The organism is Escherichia sp. HH41S (assembly GCF_009820115.1).
Classification (GTDB): Bacteria; Pseudomonadota; Gammaproteobacteria; order Enterobacterales; family Enterobacteriaceae; genus Escherichia; species Escherichia coli_F.
The window spans coordinates 115,331-130,889 of sequence record NZ_VNXE01000015.1 but is presented as its reverse complement, the minus strand read 5'-3'; the positions used below and the strand labels follow the sequence as shown (position 1 = coordinate 130,889).

The 15,559-nt window shown below is 51.3% G+C and carries 15 protein-coding genes; all 15 read right to left on the bottom strand.

What is annotated here, in order from left to right; translation table 11 throughout:
- Positions 1 to 5: 5 nt before the first annotated feature.
- Complete coding sequence (gene lipA / locus FQZ95_RS03835) at positions 6 to 971, bottom strand: lipoyl synthase (RefSeq protein WP_160529893.1); 966 nt, start codon at positions 969 to 971, stop codon at positions 6 to 8.
- Between the two features lie 208 nt (positions 972 to 1,179).
- Positions 1,180 to 2,133, bottom strand: a complete 954-nt coding sequence (locus tag FQZ95_RS03830) for a YbeF family transcriptional regulator (RefSeq protein WP_000378039.1) — start codon at positions 2,131 to 2,133, stop codon at positions 1,180 to 1,182.
- Positions 2,134 to 2,392: 259 nt separating this feature from the next.
- Positions 2,393 to 3,034 (bottom strand): lipoyl(octanoyl) transferase LipB, encoded by a 642-nt coding sequence (gene lipB / locus FQZ95_RS03825; RefSeq protein ID WP_000284041.1) that lies wholly within the window; start codon positions 3,032 to 3,034, stop codon positions 2,393 to 2,395.
- A 100-nt stretch (positions 3,035 to 3,134) separates the two neighbouring features.
- Positions 3,135 to 3,398 carry a DUF493 family protein YbeD gene (ybeD, locus tag FQZ95_RS03820; RefSeq protein WP_000850550.1) on the bottom strand — a complete coding sequence of 88 codons (264 nt, stop codon included), beginning with the start codon at positions 3,396 to 3,398 and terminating at the stop codon, positions 3,135 to 3,137.
- A gap of 109 nt (positions 3,399 to 3,507) precedes the next feature.
- Positions 3,508 to 4,719, bottom strand: coding sequence for a D-alanyl-D-alanine carboxypeptidase DacA (dacA, locus tag FQZ95_RS03815; protein WP_001092082.1), 1,212 nt, complete (start codon positions 4,717 to 4,719; stop codon positions 3,508 to 3,510).
- 139 nt (positions 4,720 to 4,858) lie between these two features.
- Positions 4,859 to 5,947, bottom strand: coding sequence for an endolytic peptidoglycan transglycosylase RlpA (gene rlpA, locus FQZ95_RS03810; protein WP_001231428.1), 1,089 nt, complete (start codon positions 5,945 to 5,947; stop codon positions 4,859 to 4,861).
- A gap of 10 nt (positions 5,948 to 5,957) precedes the next feature.
- Entirely contained in the window at positions 5,958 to 7,070 is a 1,113-nt protein-coding gene (gene mrdB / locus FQZ95_RS03805) for a peptidoglycan glycosyltransferase MrdB (RefSeq protein ID WP_000131719.1), read from the bottom strand.
- Between the two features lie 2 nt (positions 7,071 to 7,072).
- Positions 7,073 to 8,974: a peptidoglycan DD-transpeptidase MrdA gene (mrdA, locus tag FQZ95_RS03800; RefSeq protein ID WP_000776191.1), complete on the bottom strand. Its 1,902-nt coding sequence runs from the start codon at positions 8,972 to 8,974 to the stop codon at positions 7,073 to 7,075.
- A gap of 30 nt (positions 8,975 to 9,004) precedes the next feature.
- Complete coding sequence (gene rlmH / locus FQZ95_RS03795) at positions 9,005 to 9,472, bottom strand: 23S rRNA (pseudouridine(1915)-N(3))-methyltransferase RlmH (RefSeq protein ID WP_000776104.1); 468 nt, start codon at positions 9,470 to 9,472, stop codon at positions 9,005 to 9,007.
- A gap of 3 nt (positions 9,473 to 9,475) precedes the next feature.
- On the bottom strand, positions 9,476 to 9,793 hold the full coding sequence (gene rsfS, locus FQZ95_RS03790) for a ribosome silencing factor (protein ID WP_001161664.1): 318 nt from the start codon (positions 9,791 to 9,793) through the stop codon (positions 9,476 to 9,478).
- A 259-nt stretch (positions 9,794 to 10,052) separates the two neighbouring features.
- Positions 10,053 to 10,664, bottom strand: a complete 612-nt coding sequence (locus FQZ95_RS03785; RefSeq protein ID WP_001241879.1) for an adenosylcobalamin/alpha-ribazole phosphatase — start codon at positions 10,662 to 10,664, stop codon at positions 10,053 to 10,055.
- 23 nt (positions 10,665 to 10,687) lie between these two features.
- Positions 10,688 to 11,329, bottom strand: a complete 642-nt coding sequence (gene nadD, locus FQZ95_RS03780) for a nicotinate-nucleotide adenylyltransferase (RefSeq protein WP_000838896.1) — start codon at positions 11,327 to 11,329, stop codon at positions 10,688 to 10,690.
- 1 nt (position 11,330) lies between these two features.
- The gene (holA, locus tag FQZ95_RS03775) at positions 11,331 to 12,362 is read right to left on the bottom strand and encodes a DNA polymerase III subunit delta (RefSeq protein ID WP_160529892.1); all 1,032 of its coding nucleotides are present in this window, start codon (positions 12,360 to 12,362) and stop codon (positions 11,331 to 11,333) included.
- Positions 12,362 to 12,943: an LPS assembly lipoprotein LptE gene (gene lptE, locus FQZ95_RS03770; protein WP_001269673.1), complete on the bottom strand. Its 582-nt coding sequence runs from the start codon at positions 12,941 to 12,943 to the stop codon at positions 12,362 to 12,364. The genes holA and lptE overlap by 1 nt, the downstream gene beginning before the upstream one ends.
- A 14-nt stretch (positions 12,944 to 12,957) precedes the next feature.
- Positions 12,958 to 15,540, bottom strand: coding sequence for a leucine--tRNA ligase (gene leuS, locus FQZ95_RS03765; protein ID WP_001157890.1), 2,583 nt, complete (start codon positions 15,538 to 15,540; stop codon positions 12,958 to 12,960).
- Between the last annotated feature and the right edge of the window lie 19 nt (positions 15,541 to 15,559).

The following is a 15,559-nucleotide window of genomic DNA, read 5'->3' as shown; positions in this document are numbered from 1 at the left end:
CAGGATTACTTAACTTCCATCCCTTTCGCCTGCAAATCGGCGTGGTAAGACGAGCGGACAAACGGACCGCATGCAGCATGGGTAAAGCCCATCGCCAGCGCTTCGGCTTTCATTTCGTCGAACTCATCCGGGCTAACGTAACGTTGAACCGGCAGGTGATGGCGGCTTGGCTGCAAATATTGCCCCAGCGTTAGCATCGTCACACCATGACGGCGCAGGTCGCGCATTACCTCAATAATTTCTTCATTGGTTTCACCCAGACCCACCATCAGACCAGACTTGGTCGGGATTTCCGGATGCGCTTCTTTAAAGCGTTCCAGCAGCTTCAGCGACCAGTTGTAATCTGCACCAGGCCGTACCTGACGGTAAATACGCGGTACGTTTTCCAGGTTATGGTTGAACACATCTGGTGGTGTGGCGGTCAGAATATCCAGAGCACGATCCATACGACCGCGGAAATCCGGCACCAGAGTTTCAATTTTGATTTGCGGGCTTTTTTCCCGAATGGCAGTAATGCAATCCGCAAAGTGCTGGGCACCGCCATCGCGCAGGTCATCACGGTCAACGGAGGTGATAACCACATAACGCAGCGCCATATCGGCAATGGTCTGCGCCAGTTTCACTGGTTCATTGGCATCCGGAGCTACCGGGCGACCGTGGGCAACGTCACAGAACGGACAACGGCGGGTACAAATAGCGCCGAGGATCATAAACGTTGCTGTGCCGTGGTTGAAGCATTCCGCCAGGTTAGGGCAGGAGGCTTCCTCGCAGACAGAATGCAGGCCATTTTTGCGCATTGCGGCTTTGATGCCCTGGATACGTGTAGAGTCCGCTGGAAGCTTGATTTTCATCCATTCTGGCTTGCGCAGCAGGGCTTTGCGCTCTGTTGCCACGTTTTTAACCGGGATAAGGGCCATCTTATCGGCATCGCGGTATTTAACACCGCGTTCCATCACAATGGGTTTACTCATAGCGTGCGTGTTCCAGTTGCGAATTACGAAGGAAAGCGTTTCAATTCAATAGATTGTTGTAATTATCAACTATTTTTGAATTAACGACTGGCAGTATATCATTGAAACGGACCTGAAAGCAGCCAAAGCGGTCGCGAAAATGTAAAATTGTTGTTGGATTGTGCCATTTTTTCGTTCTTCGCTGTGATCTGGCTGTAACAATACTTTTTCAAAATGCATTACGGATAACATCTATTACCCCGTGCAGGATGGGATCACGCAGGCTGAATTTGTTGTAGTGGATAGAGAAATCTACTTGCTCCTCATTTAAGGACGGAAAAGGCAGTTTTTCCAGCGGCCAGCAACGGCTAAACAGGTTATAAAAACGGCTGGGAATAATCGCTAACATGTCACTGTTGGCAACCAGTGCAGCGATTGTCAAAATGTTGTAGCTGGTGAAACTGATTTGCCGGTCCGGAAACATCTCTTGAACTCTCTGCCGCAGACCGCTGAAATTTTGCCCTTCCGGTAACAGGAGTATATGCGCAGCGTTGTCAATAGTCTCTCTGTCATCTTCTAAAGAGAGTAGCGGATTTCCCTCGCGGCAAATTAACACCATATTGTCGGTGAACAGAACATGATGTTGCACCGTACGATTGGTGCAAAACATGTTATCGATGATGAGATCGGTTTGAAACTGACTGAGTTGGTTTTCCGCGTCGCTGATGGGGGGGTTGCGCAGTAAAAGCTGCGGATAGTGAGATTTAATCGCCCGATAGATGACAGGAAGGACCAGGGCTCCGACCGAGGGGGTGGTCGCGATAGTTATCGTTCGTTGCTTATCATAGGTTCCTTCGATATCCAGCGCGCCGAGAATGGATTCAAGGCCCTGACTGATATACTCATGCAAATGCATTGCAAATGCAGTAGGAGTGACGCCCTGGCCTTTGCGAATAAACAATGGGTCAGGGAATATAACGCGCAGTTTCTGAATAGACTGACTGATTGCCGAGGGTGTCAGATTAAGCACTTTCGCTGCATTAACGATCCCTTTATGCACATACACAGCTTCAAAAATAGTCAGAAGGTTAAGATCAATATTTCGTAAGGTTGTAAATATTTGTGGTTTACCTTCTGACGACTTTCTGCTTAAACAGGGTTCAATTTGATTATTACTATCCACGCACTTACTCCAATTTTATTCATGGAAAAATAATATTTAAAAAAATTACAATAATCTTATATCTAATTTGAATGGAACGATTTTGCTCACCATAGTCAACTATTTCAATAAGTTAATCAATGGGGTGAGTTACGGAGCGAAGCATTGCATCGCATTTCTGCAAGTGATAAAGAAAATATACAAACGCGAAGGAGAAGTAAAGCATTAGCAGGTATTATGAGTAATGACCCAGTGTAAATTGGGCCATTGATGTATGTAATTAAGCGGTAATATATTCGAAGTCGGGATTGTTTAGTAGCACTAAAATATTTTCTAGCAAACGCGGTGCAATATTATTAGTTGTCGCTTCGGGTTTCCATTGTGATATTTTAGCCATTTCCATTCCGGCATACCCACAAGGATTAATACGTAAAAATGGCGAAAGATCCATATTGACGTTTAATGCCAGACCGTGGAATGAACAACCGCGCCGAATACGTAAACCAAGTGAGCAAATTTTCTTTTCCCCGACATAGACACCAGGCGCGTCAGCCCGAGGATGTGCTTCTATACCCAGTTCAGCCAGGGTATTCACCACTGTTTGCTCGAGCAAGGTCACCAGTTCACGCACACCGAGTTTACGGCGTTTCAGGTTAAGCAACACATACATCACCTGTTGCCCCGGCCCGTGATAAGTCACCTGCCCACCGCGATCGCTTTGGATCACCGGAATATCGCCCGGCATTAAAATGTGCTCCGCTTTTCCTGCCTGCCCTTGGGTGAATACCGGATAGTGCTCGACCAGCCAGATTTCATCAAGAGTACTTTCATCGCGGGTATCGGTGAATTCATGCATAGCCTGGGAGATTGGCTCGTAAGGCTGAAGACCGAGCTGGCGGACAAGAATTTTATCCTGATACAAAACGGCATCTCCGTGGAGAATGAGTAAAAGTGGGGGAAAAGTATATCACAGCGAGGAGAGGGGAGTTACCCGACCAGGGGCCGGGTAAAGAATACGCGAGTTACAGAACCATGCGGACAATATCGATTTTGCCCAGTTCTTCATACAGTGTTTCAACCTGCTCAATATGAGTGGCGTTGATAGTGATAGATACCGAGTGGTAGTTGCCTTTGCTGCTTGGTTTTACCGTTGGGGTGTAGTCACCTGGCGCATGGCGCTGTACCACTTCAACCACCTGATCAACCAGCTCAGGTAACGCCTGCCCCATAACTTTGTAAGTAAAAGGAGTAGGGAATTCAAGCAGTTCGTTAAGTTTGGTTTTCATGTCAGCTCCGGCGTAACGTAATTAAATAGCAACTCCCGCCAGAAGGCGGGAGTTTTTTACTGATGCTTAGTATATGGGGGCGGAAATCACACTTTCAAGTGTTCGATTTTTAACCAAACCAGTGATGGAACATTAACTTAATGTAATCAATGATTTTGCCGAAGAAGTTGCCTTCCGGGATTTCTTGCAGCACAACCAGCGGGCGTTGTTCGATCGTTTTGCCATCAAGCTGGAAGTTGATAGTACCGACGACCTGATTCTTTTGCAGCGGCGCATGCAATTCACTGCTGTTCAGCACATAGCTGGCTTTCAGATCTTTCATGCGGCCACGCGGAATGGTCAGGTACACGTCTTTATCAACACCTAACGAAGCGCGATCAGAATCACCAAACCAAACCGGTTCAGAGGCGAACTCTTTACCTACTTTCAGTGGGTTAACGGTTTCGAAGAAACGGAAGCCCCAGGTTAGCAGTTTTTTACTTTCGGCTTCACGGCCTTTAAAAGTACGTCCGCCCATCACCGCAGAGATCAAGCGCATCTGGCCTTCAGTCGCAGAAGCAACAAGGTTGTAACCTGCTTTGTCAGTGTGTCCGGTTTTGATGCCGTCGACATTCAGGCTGTTATCCCATAACAGGCCGTTACGGTTCAGCTGGCGAATACCGTTAAACGTAAATTCTTTTTCTTTATAGATCGAGTATTCATTCGGTACGTCACGGATCAACGCCTGGCCGATCAGCGCCATATCTCGCGCGGAGCTGTACTGACCGTCAGCGTCGAGACCGTGCACGGTCTGGAAGTGAGTGTTTTTCAGGCCCAGTGCGTTAACGTAGCTGTTCATCAAGCCAACAAAAGCGTCCTGGCTACCAGCGGCAAAATCGGCCATGGCGACGCAAGCATCGTTACCCGATTGCAGGTTAATACCGCGGATCAGCTGAGAAACCGGAACCTGCATGCCCGGTTTGAGGAACATCAGCGAAGAACCTTTAAATACCGGGTTACCGGTGGCCCATGCGTCGTTGCCGATGGTGACTAAATCAGTTTCTTTAAATTTACCGGCTTTCATTGCCTGGCCGATAACGTAACTGGTCATCATTTTGGTCAGACTGGCAGGATCGCGGCGGACATCTGCGTTCTGTTCGGCGAGCACTTTGCCCGAGTTATAGTCAATCAGGATGTAGGACTCCGCATCGATCTGCGGTACACCCGGGATCATAGTTTTGATATTCAGGTCATCGGCATGTGCAGCAGAGATAAAGGCTGTGCAAAGAGCCGTGGTGAGCGCCAGGCGCTTCATGATACGAGCGGAAAAAATGGTATTCATGGTCTGAACTACGACATCCGTGATGGAATTAAAAAAAGTGCCCTACTATAGCAAATGCACTACCGGCAGGCATCTGACTTTCCGCGTGACTTTGTTAACGTCATTTACAGAAATTGACACATCAGATGCCTGCTTTACGCTACTGCGCGGTGGTAATAAATGACTGCAATTGGGCTTCGGTTTGCAAACGTTGCTGCAAGGTACTGGCTTCGGCTTTGCTGGCGAATGGGCCAAGCTGGATCCGCCAGACCGCGCCATTTTGAGTTACGCGACCGGGGACGCCGAACTTCTGTCCCAGTTGCTGTTGGTACTGTTGCGCACGCGCCTGATCGCTTACGGCCCCAACTTGCACCATAAAGTTGCCGCTAGCGCTTTGCGAGGCGGCTTGCGGTGTCACCATTGCAGGCGAGGTTGCAGGCGTTGTCGAGGGAGCTGTAACAACGGGCTGTGGCGCAGGTGTTGGTTCGCTGCCTTCCAGCACACCAGGCGCTAACGTCGTTGGTGCACCGAGGAAACCGCTGCTGGTTACCGGCGCGCCGGTCGGATCTTCGCTTTTTAGCGTCGAATTACTGACCGGAAGAATGTCACCCTGCGGGCCAGACACTGAACTTGTTCCCGCGCCACCGCTTAAATCGGGAGGTGCAGGCAGGGCGTAAGTCTGTTTGGCAACTGTGGTACAGGCCATACCAGGACCAGAAAGCGAACCATCCTGGGCGACAATAATCGGATCGATACGAACTTTGGTGTTGTTTGACGTGTTAAGACGGTCAGCTGCCGCGCGAGAAAGCGAAATAACGCGGTCGTTGCCGTAAGGACCGCGATCATTAATGCGCACCACGATCATTCGCCCGTTAGCCAAGTTAGTGATTCTGGCGTAGCTGGGGATCGGAAGCGTTGGATGGGCCGCTGTCAGCTGTGTCGGATCGAATGCTTCGCCAGAGGCCGTCAGGTTACTGCCTGGTTCGGCGTCATAGATTGCGGCCAGTCCCGCCTGGCTAAATCGAGATGGATCCTGCACGATTTTGTAGCTTTTACCATCGCGCTGGTAATCCTGATTTGCCGTCGCGTTCAGTGGTTCGAAACGCGGGTCCGCCCCGCTAATTTCAACTATGGGGCCGTTACATACCGCAGGCTGCGGTACACTTACCGTCTGTTGCTGACCATCATCGCTTGTACATGCCGCGAGCATTCCTGCCGCGATGCAGATCCCGAGCCACTGCTTACGCATTGCGCACCTCTTACACGCTTTTCGACAACATTTTCCTGTGGGTGTGGATTGACATAACAATCCCAAACCCAGCCATCAGCACAATTAGCGCTGATCCTCCATAACTGACCAGTGGGAGCGGAACCCCTACAACCGGCAGAATACCGCTTACCATACCAATATTTACGAAGACATAAACGAATAATATCAGCATTAAGCCGCCAGCCATGACGCGACCAAAGGTGGTTTGCGCTCTGGCGGCTATCCACAGCCCGCGCATGATCAGCAGAATGTAGAGAGCGAGCAGAATCAAAATGCCCACTAATCCCAGCTCTTCCGCCAGTACCGCGAAAATAAAGTCAGTATGGCGTTCGGGGAGAAATTCAAGCTGTGACTGAGTACCGTGCAGCCAGCCTTTGCCGCGTAATCCGCCGGAGCCAATAGCAATTTTAGACTGAATAATGTGATAGCCCGCACCGAGTGGGTCTGATTCCGGGTCCAGGAGCATCATTACGCGCTGGCGCTGGTAATCATGCATCAGGAAGAACCACAGAATAGGAATGAACGCCGCCACCAGCACTACTGCGACGCCAATCAGACGCCAGCTAAGGCCAGAGAGGAACAGTACAAACAGACCGGAAAGCGCAACGAGGATTGATGTCCCCAGGTCAGGCTGCGCAGCCACCAGCAGCGTGGGCATAAATATCAGCACCAGCGCGATGCCGGTGTTCTTCAACGACGGCGGGCAAACGTCGCGGTTGATAAAGCGCGCTACCATCAGTGGTACGGCTATTTTGGCAATTTCCGACGGCTGAAAACGAACGATACCGAGGTCCAGCCAGCGTTGAGCGCCTTTAGAGATGGCACCAAAAGCATCTACTGCCACCAGCAAAATAATACAGATGATATAGAGATAGGGGGCCCAGCCTTCATAAACGCGTGGAGGAATTTGCGCCATCACCACCATGATGACCAGGCCCATCGCGATTTGGCCTATTTTACGCTCCATCATGCCAATATCCTGACCGCTGGCGCTCCAGATAACCAGGGCGCTGTAAACCAGCAATGCCAGTAAGATCAGCAGCATTGTGGGATCGAGATGGACTTTATCCCAGAATGTTTTTTTATTCGGATTATCCGTCATGATTAATGGTCCTCCGCTGCGGCAACCGCTGGATTTTCCGCAGGCAGATCGGTGTTGTTATCACCCAACATAATGTGGTCGAGGATCTGGCGCATCAGCGTACCAACCGCCGGACCCGCACCGCCGTTCTCCAGAATCATGGCGACAGCGACTTGCGGATTGTTGTATGGCGCAAAGGCGGTCATCAGTTTGTGGTCACGTAAACGCTCGGCAATTTTGTGCGCATTATAGGTTTCGTTCGCTTTCAGGCCGAAGACCTGAGCCGTACCGGATTTTGCTGCAATTTTGTACGGTGCGCTGGCAAAGTATTTATGCGCCGTACCATTAGGGCGGTTAGCAACACCGTACATACCGTCTTTTGCCAGCTCCCAGTAACCGGAATGAATATCGCCGACGGGCGGTTCATGCGGTTGTACCCATGGCACCTGTTTGCCGTCTTCAGCGGTGCTCATCAGCAAATGTGGAACTTTCACGATACCGTCATTAATCAGGATCATCAGTGCCTTACTCATCTGGATTGGGGTCGCTGTCCAGTAACCCTGACCGATACCAACCGGAATGGTGTCACCCTGATACCACGGTTTTTTAAAGCGTTTCTGTTTCCATTCGCGGGTAGGCATGTTGCCGGAACGTTCTTCCGCCAGGTCGATACCGGTGTAATGACCATAACCGAATTTACCCATCCATTCGGAGAGGCGATCGATTCCCATATCGTAGGCCACCTGATAGAAGAAGGTATCCGCAGATTCTTCCAGCGATCTTGTGACATTCAGACGCCCGTGGCCCCATTTTTTCCAGTCACGATAACGTTTTTCCGAACCTGGCAGTTGCCACCAGCCTGGGTCAAACAGCGTCGTATTACGCGTGATCACTCCTGCGCTCAATGCCGAAACCGCTACATAGGGTTTAACTGTAGACGCGGGAGGATAAACCCCCTGTGTGGCGCGGTTCACCAGCGGTGTATTTGGGTCGTTCAGCAAGGCGGAATAATCTTTGCTGGAGATACCGTCAACAAACAGGTTTGGGTCATAACTAGGCGTGGAAACCAGCGCCAGCACCCCACCTGTACGCGGATCGGTGACTACCACCGCTGCGCGGCTACCCGCCAGCAGCGTTTCAATATATTGCTGGAGTTTGAGATCCAGCGTCAGGTAAATATCGTGTCCGGCTTGCGGTGGCACTTCTTTTAACTGGCGGATAACACGCCCACGGTTGTTAACTTCAACCTCTTCATAACCTGTCTGACCGTGCAGCACGTCTTCATAGTAACGCTCAATGCCCAGCTTACCGATATCATGCGTTGCCGCATAGTTGGCCAGTTTGCCGTCATTATTCAGGCGTTCGACGTCTTTATCGTTGATTTTCGACACATAGCCGATGACGTGGGTCAACGCCGAACCGTAAGGATAGTAACGACGCTTATAGCCTTTAACTTCGACACCCGGAAAACGGTACTGATTGACGGCAAAGCGTGCCACTTGTACTTCAGTCAGGTTAGTTTTCACCGGAATGGAGGTGAAACGGTGTGAACGTGCGCGCTCTTTTCGGAATGCGGCAATATCGTCATCGGTCAGATCAACCACGCTGCGCAAAGCATCCAGCGTTTGCTGCACATTATCGACTTTCTCCGGCATCATTTCTATCTGGTAGATAGTGCGGTTGAGTGCCAGAGGAATACCGTTGCGGTCGTAGATAATGCCGCGGCTGGGCGCGATAGGCACCAGCTTAATGCGGTTTTCATTAGATCGGGTCTGGTAATCGGTAAAGCGAACAATTTGCAGATTATACAGGTTGGCGATAAGCACGCCGGTCAGCAGCAAAATCCCCAAAAAGGCGACCAGCGCCCGGCGCACAAACAGCGCGGACTCTGCCGTATAGTCGCGAAAAGAGTTCTGTAGTTTCATCCGCTGCGTTTTCTACTCAAAGCTCCCTTATCACTCACGGTGATAAGGATGGTTGGTGGTGATGCTCCACGCCCGGTACAGACTCTCTGCGACCAGCACGCGAACCAGCGGATGGGGAAGGGTAAGCGCCGACAGCGACCAGCTTTGTTCCGCCGCCGCTTTGCAGGCAGGCGACAACCCTTCAGGCCCGCCAATCAGCAGACTGACGTCGCGACCATCCAGCTTCCAGCGTTCCAGTTCAGCGGCTAACTGCGGCGTATCCCAGGGCTTGCCTGGAATATCGAGAGTGACAATGCGGTTTTTGCCTGCGGCTGCCAGCATCTGCTCACCCTCTTTGTCGAGTATGCGCTTGATGTCCGCATTCTTGCCGCGTTTTCCGGCCGGAATTTCAATCAGCTCGAAGGGCATATCTTTCGGAAAACGGCGCAGGTACTCGGTAAAACCGGTTTGTACCCAGTCCGGCATTTTCGTTCCCACGGCGACAAGTTGCAGCTTCACGCATTAACTCCAGAGTTTTTCCAGTTCATACAGGCGACGGCTCTCTTCCTGCATGACATGGACAATCACATCGCCCAAATCCACGACAATCCAGTCGGCGCTGTTTTCACCTTCTACGCCGAGCGGTAACAGGCCCGCTGCGCGAGACTCCTGCACAACGTGGTCAGCAATGGACATAACATGACGGCTGGACGTACCCGTACAGATGATCATGCAGTCGGTGATGCTGGATTTGCCTTGAACGTCTAAGGCGATGATGTCCTGACCTTTGAGGTCATCAATTTTGTCGATAACAAAATCCTGGAGTGCTTTACCCTGCAAGTTTTCCCCCTGGGTGAATCAAATAGATAAAAATGGTCTGTCAGTATACCTGAACCAGAGGCGATTTCGGGACAATTGTCGCCGAATCGGCTTTCGAAAGTGGGCTATCATCCCACCCCGCGCCGCAGATTGCATCGCCATTTTTGTAAAACAATTTCTACAAAGTCGTGTCTGGCGAAAAAAGTCTGGCTGCGGAGAATATCAGCCTGCCCGGGGCTGTCAATGGTCGTTGCGGCTTACCCGTAAAAAAACAGAAAAGTCATGTATTCTCGACCCCGATGGCACGGCTATTGAGGACGCGTAGCGTCGCGAATTTTTGGTTGATATCAATGGCGCTCCAACACCCCTGGTCAACGCGAAAATGCCACATAGCCTCGGCAGGCATGCCAATTAAACGAGCGATTAACAGACTCAGTACACCCTGATGGCTGACGACTAAAATATTCTGATAGTGCTGAAATTCACTAAGCCTTGCGATAAACCGTTCCACACGTTGTGAAAATGCCTGAAATCCTTCACCGTTCGTGGGGATAGCATGCTGCCAGTCATTGCACCACGCGCTATAGTTTTCGGCATCTTCTTGCATGAGGTCGCGATGATGTCGCATCTCCCAGTCGCCAAAAAACATTTCGTTGAGTTCAGGGATGATTTGCACGGGGAGCTGGCGATCACTGAGAACCCGTCGCGCGGTATGCTGTGCCCGTTCCAGTTCACTGCATAAAACCAGGTCAAAGGAAACACCATGTAGCAGCGTATGCAGATTTTGCGCTTGCTCAATACCGCGCGCAGTCAGGGGTGTGGGAGCATGACCGCTGTACAGACCATCGATATTCGCTTGCGTTTCGCCATGACGAATTAACCACAGTCGCATCATGCCCTCCGTAACGACAGGTATCAGCGATACAAGCCTTGTTGGTTAATGTAAGTCAGTACCGGTTCCGGCAATAAATCCTCACACGATTCACCGTTTTGCAAACGTTCGCGGATGATGGTCGCCGAGATGTTAAACCATGGCGTTTCAGCCAGATAAATTTTTCCGGCAGGCTGAAGATGGAGATCTTCCGGGTTATGTGTCAAATGATCTTCCAGCCATTGCTGGTATTGCGGTTGCGCCATTTCAAGTGGGTAACCGGGACGCCGACAGACGATCAAATGTGCATTGTCGAGTATCGTTTCGTATTCGTACCAGGTTGGAAAGGTGAGCAGTGAATCCTGGCCAATAATAAATGCCAGCGGCACATCTGGCCCTTGTTCCTGCCGCCATTCTTTCAGTGTTTGCGCAGTGTAAGAGGGAGAATTGCGCTTTAGCTCGCGTTCATCAAGAGTAAACAGTGGCTTGTCGGCAATCGCCAGTTCAAGCATGTGTTTACGCTGCACGCTGGTTGCTTCCGGCTGGGGACGATGCGGAGGAACATTATTAGGGATGATGGTGACTCGCGTCAGACCAATCAAGTTCGCCAGCGTTTCCACGGGCTTAAGATGACCATAGTGCACCGGATCAAAGGTGCCACCAAACAGAGCCTGTAAAGATTTCATATCAACCGTCGATAAATACGTCCGCCAGGGGTTTATGGCACAACAGAAGAGATAACCCTTCCAGCTCTGCCCACACTGACTGACCGTAATCTTGTTTGAGGGTGAGTTCCGTTCGTGTCAGGAGTTGCACGGCCTGACGTAACTGCGGCTGGCTTAAGCGATTTAACGCCTCACTCATCATGCCCCGGCGGTTCTGCCAAACGCGATGTTTATCAAACAACGCACGCAGTGGCGTATGGGCAGACTGGCGTTTCAGGTTAACCAGTAACAACAGTTCTCGTTGTAATGTGCGCAACAAAATAACCGGCTCGCTGCCTTCCAGACGCAGTTGCTGAAGAATATGCAACGCGCGCTTACTTTTGCCCATCAACAAAGCATCAACCCAATGAAAAGGGGTGAAATGCGCGGCATCATTCACCGCCTGTTCAACGCGCGGTAATGTCAGTTTGCCGTCTGGCCAGAGTAGCGATAAACGCTCCAGTGCCTGGGCCAGCGCCAGCAGGTTACCTTCATAACAGTAGCAGAGCACTTGGTTTGCCGCGTCATCCAGTTCTAAGTTGAGCTGTTTTGCACGCGCAGCAACCCAGCGGGGAAGCTGAGCCTGCTCCGGCGTCTGACAGGTCACCTGCACGCTGCGATTCGCAAGAGCAGTAAACCAGGCGGCATTTTCTTGCGCTTTGCTTAATTTATTACCGCGGACGATCAACAGCAGGTCGTCATGCAGAAGTCCAGTGAGTGTGAGAAGTTGTTCATTGATCGCCGCATTCGGTCCGTTTTCTGGTAACAACAGCAATAGCGTTTGTCGACTGGCAAACAGACTCATGGCCTGGCATAACGAAAAGACCGCATTCCAGTCAGTGTTGGGATCAATGGAAAAAGTGTGGTGTTCTTCGAATCCGTGTGCCGCAGCGACCTGACGAATAGCGTCCTGGCTTTCCTGCAGTAACAGAGGATCGTTACCAAGTAAAAGATACGCCGCGCGCAGCCCTTCATTGAGCTGCGCGCGGAGTTGTTCTGGGTACAACCGAATCATCAGTTACCCAGCGTGGTGGAGACGCGTGCAGGTGTTGCCGGGGTATCCGTTGTGGTCGACGTCTGTTCTTCATCGGAACGAATATCCGCAGCACGGATGCTTGGCAGCTTACGAATCAGCTGTTCGGCAGCACGGTCGTACATCTCTTTTACGATCATGTCTTGTTCGTTATCTTTCGCTAACGCCATTTGCGGGTTATCAAAGAACGAACGGAAGACCTTGGCGCTAATCGGGTAGATGTCACGGCCGGGGATCAACACGGTCGCATTAACCGTCATGATCATCTGATACTCTGCTGTTTGACCGTTACGGAATACCGATGCGGTATCTTTCGCGATGCTCACTTTACCCAAACGCAGGGATGGAACGTCCTTACGCGTGGTTTCTTTATCAAGCAACTCGACACCATTCAGACGTAACTGGTTACGCACCGCACGGCTTAATGGCCCGTTCGGATCGCCTGAGTCCAGGATCATGACCTTCATAGTGGAAGGAACCTGCGTGGTGTCACGCAGATGCCAGCCACACCCGGCGGTGATTAACACCGCCAGAGATAACAACAATGTTGCCAGATATCGCACGCTTCCTCCCGCGCTTAGCCAACGACCAGATTGAGGAGTTTACCCGGTACGTAAATCACTTTACGCACGGTAACGCCATCAAGATATTTTGCTACCAGATGTTCCTGGCCAGCACGTTCGCGAACCTGTTCTTCCGTTGCGTCCACCGGAACAGTGATTTTGGCACGGACTTTACCGTTAACCTGCACCACCACCAGGGTGGAGTCTTCCACCATCGCTTTTTCGTCAGCAACCGGCCACGGCGCGTTGTCGATATCGCCTTCGCCTTTCAGTTCCTGCCACAGCGTGAAGCAGATGTGCGGGGTGAACGGGTTAAGCATACGGACTACCGCCAGCAGCGCTTCCTGCATCAGGGCGCGATCCTGCTCGCCATCGGTCGGTGCTTTCGCCAGTTTGTTCATCAGCTCCATAATTGCCGCAATCGCGGTGTTGAAGGTCTGACGACGGCCGATATCATCGGTCACTTTAGCGATAGTTTTATGAACATCGCGACGCAGTGCTTTCTGATCTTCAGTCAACGCGTCGACATTCAGTGCTGCAACATCACCTTTTGCAGTGTGCTCGTAAACCAGTTTCCAGACACGTTTCAGGAAGCGGTTAGCCCCTTCCACACCGGATTCCTGCCATTCGAGAGTCATATCCGCCGGAGAAGCAAACATCATAAACAGACGAACGGTGTCCGCGCCGTAACGTTCAACCATCACCTGTGGGTCGATACCGTTGTTCTTCGACTTGGACATTTTGCTCATGCCGGTATAAACCAGTTCATGGCCTGCCGCGTCTTTCGCTTTCACGATACGGCCTTTCTCGTCACGTTCAACGATAGCATCAACTGGGGAAACCCAGTTACGCTCGCCGTTTTCGCCAACATAGTAGAAGGCATCTGCCAGCACCATACCCTGACACAGCAACTGTTTTGCTGGTTCGTCAGAGTTCACCATGCCTGCATCACGCATCAGTTTATGGAAGAAGCGGAAGTAGAGCAGGTGCATAATGGCGTGTTCGATACCACCAATATAGATATCCACCGGCAGCCAGTAGTTGGCCGCTTCGGAATCCAGCATACCTTCTTTGTACTCAGGGCAAGTGTAGCGCGCATAGTACCAGGAGGACTCCATAAAGGTGTCGAAAGTATCGGTTTCACGCAGCGCTGGCATACCGTTAACGGTGGTTTTCGCCCACTCAGGATCAGCTTTGATTGGGCTGGTAATGCCGTCCATCACCACATCTTCCGGCAGGATCACCGGCAGTTGGTCGTCCGGGGTCGGCATTACAGTACCGTCTTCCAGCGTCACCATCGGAATCGGCGCGCCCCAGTAACGTTGACGGGAAACACCCCAGTCGCGCAGGCGGTAGTTCACTTTACGCTCGCCAACGCCCATCGCAGTCAGTTTATCGGCGATGGCGTTGAAGGCCGCTTCATGGTCAAGACCGTTGAACTCGCCAGAGTTGAACAGCACGCCTTTTTCAGTTAGGGCTTGCTGAGAAAGATCTGGCTCAGAACCGTCAGCTGCCAGGATAACCGGTTTGATATTCAGGCCGTATTTAGAGGCAAACTCGTAGTCGCGCTGGTCGTGACCCGGAACCGCCATAACTGCGCCCGTGCCGTATTCCATCAATACGAAGTTTGCTGCCCAAACGGGAATTTCTTCGCCCGTTAATGGGTGAACCGCTTTAAAGCCAGTATCGACGCCTTTTTTCTCCATCGTCGCCATTTCAGCTTCGGCAACTTTGGTGTTACGGCATTCGTCAATAAAGGCGGCCAGTTCAGGATTATTTTCCGCCGCTTTCTGTGCCAGCGGATGACCTGCCGCTACCGCCAGGTAGGTACAACCCATAAAGGTGTCCGGGCGGGTAGTGTAAACGGTCAGCGTGTTGTCATAGTCGTTAACGTTGAAAGTGATTTCTACGCCTTCGGAACGACCAATCCAGTTACGCTGCATGGTTTTAACGGTGTCTGGCCAGTGATCCAGTTTATCCAGATCGTTGAGCAGCTCGTCAGCGTAAGCGGTGATTTTGATAAACCATTGTGGGATCTCTTTACGCTCAACTTTGGTATCGCAGCGCCAGCAGCAGCCGTCAATAACCTGTTCGTTCGCCAGTACGGTCTGGTCGTTCGGGCACCAGTTGACCGCAGAAGTCTTCTTATATACCAGGCCTTTTTTATACAGCTCGGTGAAGAATTTCTGTTCCCAACGGTAGTATTCCGGCGTACAGGTTGCCAGCTCGCGGCTCCAGTCATAACCAAAGCCCAGCATTTTGAGCTGGTTTTTCATGTACGCGATGTTGTCGTACGTCCACGGTGCCGGTGCGGTGTTGTTTTTCACCGCCGCGCCTTCCGCAGGCAGACCAAACGCGTCCCAGCCGATCGGCTGCAGGACGTTTTTGCCCAGCATACGCTGGTAGCGGGCGATCACGTCACCGATGGTGTAGTTACGTACGTGGCCCATGTGTAGTCGACCAGAAGGATAGGGAAGCATAGACAGGCAGTAATACTTCTCTTTGCTCTCGTCTTCTGTTACTTCAAATGTGCGCTTCTCATCCCAATGAAGCTGTACTTTGGATTCTATCTCTTCCGGGCGGTATTGCTCTTGCATGGCAGCCAGTGGTCCTGTT

Excerpts from the sequence above, each read along its gene's own strand:
- lipA (WP_160529893.1), bottom strand. The coding sequence starts at position 971 with ATGAGTAAACCCATTGTGATGGAACGCGGTGTTAAATACCGCGATGCC.
- FQZ95_RS03785 (WP_001241879.1), bottom strand. The coding sequence starts at position 10,664 with ATGCGACTGTGGTTAATTCGTCATGGCGAAACGCAAGCGAATATCGAT.
- rlpA (WP_001231428.1), bottom strand. The coding sequence starts at position 5,947 with ATGCGTAAGCAGTGGCTCGGGATCTGCATCGCGGCAGGAATGCTCGCG.
- ybeD (WP_000850550.1), bottom strand. The coding sequence starts at position 3,398 with ATGAAAACCAAACTTAACGAACTGCTTGAATTCCCTACTCCTTTTACT.
- mrdB (WP_000131719.1), bottom strand. The coding sequence starts at position 7,070 with ATGACGGATAATCCGAATAAAAAAACATTCTGGGATAAAGTCCATCTC.
- nadD (WP_000838896.1), bottom strand. The coding sequence starts at position 11,329 with ATGAAATCTTTACAGGCTCTGTTTGGTGGCACCTTTGATCCGGTGCAC.
- holA (WP_160529892.1), bottom strand. The coding sequence starts at position 12,362 with ATGATTCGGTTGTACCCAGAACAACTCCGCGCGCAGCTCAATGAAGGG.
- leuS (WP_001157890.1), bottom strand. The coding sequence starts at position 15,540 with ATGCAAGAGCAATACCGCCCGGAAGAGATAGAATCCAAAGTACAGCTT.
- mrdA (WP_000776191.1), bottom strand. The coding sequence starts at position 8,974 with ATGAAACTACAGAACTCTTTTCGCGACTATACGGCAGAGTCCGCGCTG.
- dacA (WP_001092082.1), bottom strand. The coding sequence starts at position 4,719 with ATGAATACCATTTTTTCCGCTCGTATCATGAAGCGCCTGGCGCTCACC.